Annotated in this window: 4 protein-coding genes and 1 pseudogene; all 5 read left to right on the top strand. The window is 72.2% G+C overall.

The genetic code is table 11. From position 1 onward, the window contains the following. A pseudogene (locus tag VIM26_RS06025) lies at window positions 1-322 on the top strand (tRNA (adenosine(37)-N6)-threonylcarbamoyltransferase complex transferase subunit TsaD); the annotation flags it as partial. Window positions 323-437: 115 nt separating this feature from the next. Beyond that, on the top strand, window positions 438-665 hold the full coding sequence (locus VIM26_RS06020) for a hypothetical protein (protein WP_331949445.1): 228 nt from the start codon (window positions 438-440) through the stop codon (window positions 663-665). 37 nt (window positions 666-702) lie between these two features. Continuing rightward, window positions 703-3,705, top strand: a complete 3,003-nt coding sequence (locus VIM26_RS06015; protein WP_331949444.1) for an alpha/beta fold hydrolase — start codon at window positions 703-705, stop codon at window positions 3,703-3,705. 142 nt (window positions 3,706-3,847) lie between these two features. Next, complete coding sequence (locus tag VIM26_RS06010; protein ID WP_331949443.1) at window positions 3,848-4,360, top strand: SigE family RNA polymerase sigma factor; 513 nt, start codon at window positions 3,848-3,850, stop codon at window positions 4,358-4,360. Beyond that, window positions 4,357-5,799 (top strand): hypothetical protein (locus VIM26_RS06005; protein ID WP_331949442.1); only part of this gene is annotated, 1,443 nt, incomplete at its 3' end. The genes VIM26_RS06010 and VIM26_RS06005, both read left to right, overlap by 4 nt.

Genomic DNA, 5,799 nt, shown 5'->3' with positions numbered 1-5,799 from the left:
CACGGCCGACGTCGCCGCATCGTTCCAGGAGGCCGTCGTGGATGTCCTGACTGCCAAGGCGGTACGGGCCGCGCGCGAGCGGGGCGTCGGGCACCTGATCATCGGCGGCGGGGTGGCGGCCAACTCGCGGTTGCGGGCGCTTGCAGAGCAGCGGTGCGCGGCCGCCGGGATCCGGCTGCGCATACCGCGCCCGGACCTGTGCACCGACAACGGGGCGATGGTCGCGGCGCTCGGTGCGCAACTGGTCGCGCATGCCGCGACGCCGTCGCGGCTGGACATCCCGGCCGATTCCGCGCTCGCCATCACCGACGTCCTCGTCTGATCCGCTCCCCATCCGTGATCAACAGCACTTCGTGGTCGCCAGGGCGGCCATCCGGCGCTGTTGATCAACGAGGGGAGGGAGGATGGCGGGCGCAACGAGGGGGAGGATGGCGGGCATGACGCTGATGTGGGAGGTGCGGGCGCCCGACGGACGCCTTGACGATCTGGTCGCCTACGTCAGCGCGCACGCCGACCCGTCCGCCCAGGTGTTCCGAAGCGTCGGGGACGACCCGCGCGTCGTCGTCATCGACCCCACCGGCCGCGGCGTGCCGGACGTCCCGGCCGAACTGGTCGCCCGGCCGCCGCACGAGTGGCGCTTCGAGCCCGTCGCCCGCGGCGGCTGAGGTTGCGGCAGCGGGCGCTGGGCAGCACAGTTCTCGCGTGGCGACCAATCCTGACGACCTGCCCACCCCTGAGGCCGAGGCCCGCCGACGTTCCGGCCTGCCGGCGCTGACCGAGCTGGCCACCGGCGGCCCCGCGGTCGCGATCCGCTACGCCCGCCGGATTGCCGCGACCGCGCGCAACGCGGCCGAGGTGGTGCGCTTCGGCGGCCTCGAGACCGGCGAGAGCGGGTCGCCGTTCACCGTCGAGGCGGAGGCACCCAACTACCGGCTGCGGCACTACTTCGCCGAGGATGTCCCCGCCGACGCCACCCCGATCGTCCTGGTGCCGCCGCTCATGCTGACCACCGAGGTGTGGGACGTCTCGCCCGGCAGTTCCGGGGTCGCCAGCCTGCACGCCGGGGGCGTGGACACCTGGGTGGTCGACTTCGGCCACCCCGACCACGAGCCGGGCGGCCTGGAGCGCACGCTCACCGACCACGTGCTCGCGGTCAGCGATGCGATCGACCGGGTCCGCGAGGCGACCGGGCGCGACGTCGTGCTGGGCGGGTACTCGCAGGGCGGCATGTTCGCCTACCAGGCCGCCGCCTATCGCCGGGGGGACGGCATCGACTCCCTGGTCACGTTCGGCTCTCCCGTCGACACCCGCGCGCCGCTGCCGATCCCGATCTCGCCCGACGTGGCTGCCCGCATCGCCGGGGGCCTGGTCGACAGCGGGGTGCTGCACCGCATCGCGCTGCCCGGCTGGGCGGCCCGGCTCGGGTTCAAGCTGCTCACGCCGGCCAAGACCGTGCAGGGCCGGGTGCGGTTCTTGCTCGCCCTGCACGACCGCGAGGCCCTGCTGCCGCGCGAACGGCAGCGCCGGTTCCTCGAGTCCGACGGCTGGACAGCCTGGTCGGGGCCCGCCATCGCTGAGCTGCTCGAGCAGTTCGTCACGCACAACCGGATGCTCGAGGGCGGCTTCGTGATCGATGATCGCCTGGTCACGCTGGCCGATATCGACGTGCCGGTGCTCACCGTCGTCGGCTCCACCGACACGCTCGGGCACCCCGATTCGGTGCGGGCCGTGCGCCGCGCCGCGCCGCGCGCCGACATCTACGAGCTGACGCTGCACGCCGGCCACTTCGGGCTCGTCGTGGGCTCGAAAGCCAACAGCCGCACGTGGCCCGCCGTCGCCGGCTGGGTGCGTTGGCGCGCGGGCCAGGCCGAGCGGCCAGCGGAGATCCTCCCCGCGGAAGAGGTCGAATCGACGCCGTTGCGGCCCGCCGGCGGCGGCGCCGCGGCGATCGCGCAGGCCGCCGAGCTGGGCGTCGGTGCCACCCGCATCGTGCTCGGCACGGCCCGGCAGGCCGTCCGGGTCGCGCGCAGCGTGGTGTCCGAGGCGCCTTCTCAACTGCCGCGGCTGGCGCGCATCGAGCAACTGGACCCGGCGACGCGAATCTCGCTGGGCCTGCTGCTCGACGAGCAGGCCCGCAAGGCCCGCGAGGAGATCTGTTTCCTGTTCGGCGATCGTGCCTACCGCCAGCACGACGTGAAGCACCGCGTCGACAGCGTCGTGAAGGGCCTGATCAGCGTGGGCGTGCGGCACGGCGACCGGGTCGGCGTGCTGATGAGCACCCGACCGAGCGCGTTCACCGTCGTGGCCGCACTGAGCCGGCTCGGGGCGAGCGCCGTGCTGCTGCGCCCGGACGCCGAACTCGACCGCGAAGCCCGCCTCGGCCGGGTCACCTGGGTGATCTCCGACCCCGAGCACGTGGCTGACGCCGCGCTGCTCGACGGGGTGACGTGGTGCGTCCTCGGCGGTGGTGCCGACTCGCGTGAACTGCCCCCAGGTGTGGTGGATATGGAGCGCATCGACCCCGACGAGGTCGAACTACCTGGCTGGTACCGCGCCAACCCGCACCGCGCCGGCGACGTCGCTTTCGTGCTGTTCACCGGCGAGGGAGCGGGCACCAAGGCTATGCAGATCACCAACCGCCGCTGGGCGATGTCGGCCCTCGGCACCGCGTCCGCGGCGGCCCTGAAGACCGGTGACACGGTCTACAGCACCACCCCGATCCATCACTCCTCGGCGCTGCTGATGAGCGTGGGTGGCGCGGTCGCCGCCGGCGCCCGCTTCGCGATGGCGACGGGCGACGACGCGGACACGTTCTGGGAGGAGGTCCGCCGCTACGGCGCCACGCACGTCTCCTACACCTGGACCTCGCTGCACGCTGTCACCGTCGGCCCGCCGAATCGAAACGAGCAGCACCACCCGATCCGGATGTTCATGGGCTCCGGCATGCCGCGCAACCTGTGGCGGCGGGTCGCCGAGCGCTTCCCGTCGGTCCGGGTGCTCGAGTTCTACGCCTCAGCCGACGGCGAGGCGATCCTGGCCAACCTCAAGGGCACCCCGATCGGGTCGATGGGCCGTCCGCTGCCGGGCTCGGCGGAGGTCAAGGTTGCCGCGTTCGACCGCGTCGCGCGCAGCCTCGAACTCGGCCCTGACGGCCTGGGCCGCGAGTGCGCCACCGACGAGGTCGGCCTGCTGGTTGCCCGCGTCAACCCCGGCGAATCGATAGCCGGCAATCCGTTGCGTGGCGTCTTCACCGGCGGTGACGCGTGGCGGTCCTCCGGCGACCTGTTCCTGCGCGACGAACACAACGACCTCTGGCTCGTCGACCCGGTCAGTGCCCTCATCCCGACGGCAGGTGGCCCGGTGATGCCGGCGGGAACTCGGATGGCCCTGGGCACGATCCCGGCCGTCGACCTGATGGTGGCCTACGGCGTTGCCGATGGCGACGCCGAGTCGCTGGTGGCCGCGGTGACGTTGCGGCCCGGCGCGGCCCTGAGCGCGGCCGACCTCGACCGGGCCTTCGACCGGCTGCCGGCCTCGCACCGGCCGAGCTACGTGCAGGTCGTGCGGTCCATCCCGGTGACGACCTGGCACCGCCCGATATGGCGGCCGCTGCAGCAGGCCGGCATCCCGAAGCCGGCCCGCACCCGCAAGGTCTGGAAGCTGGGCGAGGACCGCGCCCACTACGAGCAGTTGAAAGCGGACTAGCCGAGCAGCTCACCCGTGATCAACACGCTCGGAGCATGGCCCTGGCCATATGGAATGCGTGTTGATCAGCGCCGCGCCACGAGTTTGGCGAGAACTGCAACAAGATCGCTTGCTGCGCTGTCTACTAGGCGTGGAGGCAGTCGTGGTCGAGGAGCGGGACTTCGTGTCGTTCGTGCGCGCGAACACCACCGCTCTCCTGCGCACCGCCTACCTGCTGACGGGCAGCTCACCCGCCGCGGAGGAACTCGTGCAGGACACCCTCGTCCGGCTCTACCCCAAGTGGGATCGGGTGAGCGCCGCCGACGTGCCGATCGCCTACGTCCGCCGCTCGTTGGCCAACGCGTTCGTCAATCAGAAGCGCCGGCCGTCGAGCCGGGAACTCGTGCTCGACGTCCTACCCGAGCGCCGCGACACGCACGACGCAGTCGCGCAACTCGCCGACCGTGACGAGGTGTGGGGGCTGCTGCGCACCCTGCCCGACCGGCAGCGCGCCGCGCTGGTGATGAGGTTCTTCCACGACCTGCCCGACGAGGAGATAGCCGACGCGCTCGGCTGCCGCGTCGGGACGGTCCGCAGCTTGATCAGCCGAGGGCTCGCGTCGTTGCGCGAGCGGAGCGCCGCTTCGGCGGCTCCCTCGACGAGGAGGTTCGGATGAACGACAAGATCGACATCGAGGCGGCGCTACGCGCCAGCCTTGCCGAGCACGCCCGGCACGCGCCGGCGGCCGGGCTGCTGGCCGAGCGCGTCATCGCCGACGTCGACCCGCTGTCGCCGGCGCGCGAACGTCGCCGGGCCCGGCAGTGGCGCACCTGGACGCTGCCGCTCATCGCGGCCGGTTCGGTGGCCGCGATCGCCGCCGCCCTCGTCGGCGTCAGCCAGTTCCAACACACCGCCGACCACGAGCGCCCGGCCGTGCAGCTCAGCTCGGTGGTCCCGCTGCCGACGCACACCCCGACGACTGTTGCGTCACCGCCCCCGTCGAGCCCGACCATCACCCCGCACCAGACCAAGCCCGGCGTCGCGGTCGCGCCGGTTCCGTCGAACTTCACGGTGCTGGACCTGACCTTCGCGAGCGCCGACGAGGGTTGGGCGTTGGGCTCCAGCGACTGCCTTACGGGAGGCGGCACCTGCACCGCGCTCGTCCACACGGCCGATGGCGGCGACACCTGGCAGGGCATGCCGACGCCGCCGGCCAACGTGACCGGTGTCGGCGACTGCGCCGACCCGTGCGTGCGGAGCATCCGCTTCGCGAATGACCAGATCGGTTACGCCTACGGTCCGAGCGCCTTCTTCATGACCACCAACGGCGGCAAGAGTTGGCAACGAGAGCCAGGCGGTGCCGATGCCCTGGAGACCCTGGACGGCAATGTCATCCGCGTCGCGGCCCGCAACGCCTGCTCCCCACCGGGCTGCGTCTACGGCGTGCAGATCGCGCCGCTCGGCAGCGTCGCATGGCATGACGTCGGGTTGTCCGCGACCACGACCGGCTCGAGCGTCGGGGTCGCGCTCGCTCGCACCGGGCACCGAGCCTTCGTCGAGGTCTTCGGGCACACCTCCGGGGGAGGGCAGAACGCGACCTCGGCGCTGTACACCTCCGCCGACGACGGGTGGGCCCTCGGCACGGCGGATTGCTTGGACGCAAGCGGCGGACCGTGTGCCGCGATGGTCCGCACGACCGACGGCGGAGTCACCTGGCACAGCATGAAGCCACCGTCGGCGAACGTGCCGTCGCCCGTGTGTAGCGACCCGTGTGCCCAGCACATCCGCTTCGCCACCGACCAGATCGGCTACGCCTTCGGCCCGTCGGCGTTGTTCATGACGACCGACGGCGGCAAGAGTTGGCAACGAGAACCAGGCGGCGCCGATGCCCTGGAAACCCTGGACGGCAACGTCATCCGGGTCGCCGCCCGCACTGCCTGCTCCCCACCGGGCTGCGTCTACGGCGTGCAGACTGCGCCGATCGGCAGCGCCGTTTGGCATGACGTCGGGCTGTCCGCCACCACGACCGGTTCGAGCGTCGGGGTCGCGCTGGCGCGCACCGGCCGCGGCGCGTTCGTCGAGGTCTTCGGGCGCACCTCCGGGGGAGGGCAGAAC

It is taken from the genome of Pengzhenrongella sp., assembly GCF_036565025.1.
Classification (GTDB): Bacteria; Actinomycetota; Actinomycetes; order Actinomycetales; family Cellulomonadaceae; genus Pengzhenrongella.
The sequence above is the reverse complement of the archived record's forward strand: the minus strand, read 5'-3'. Positions and strand labels throughout refer to the sequence as shown.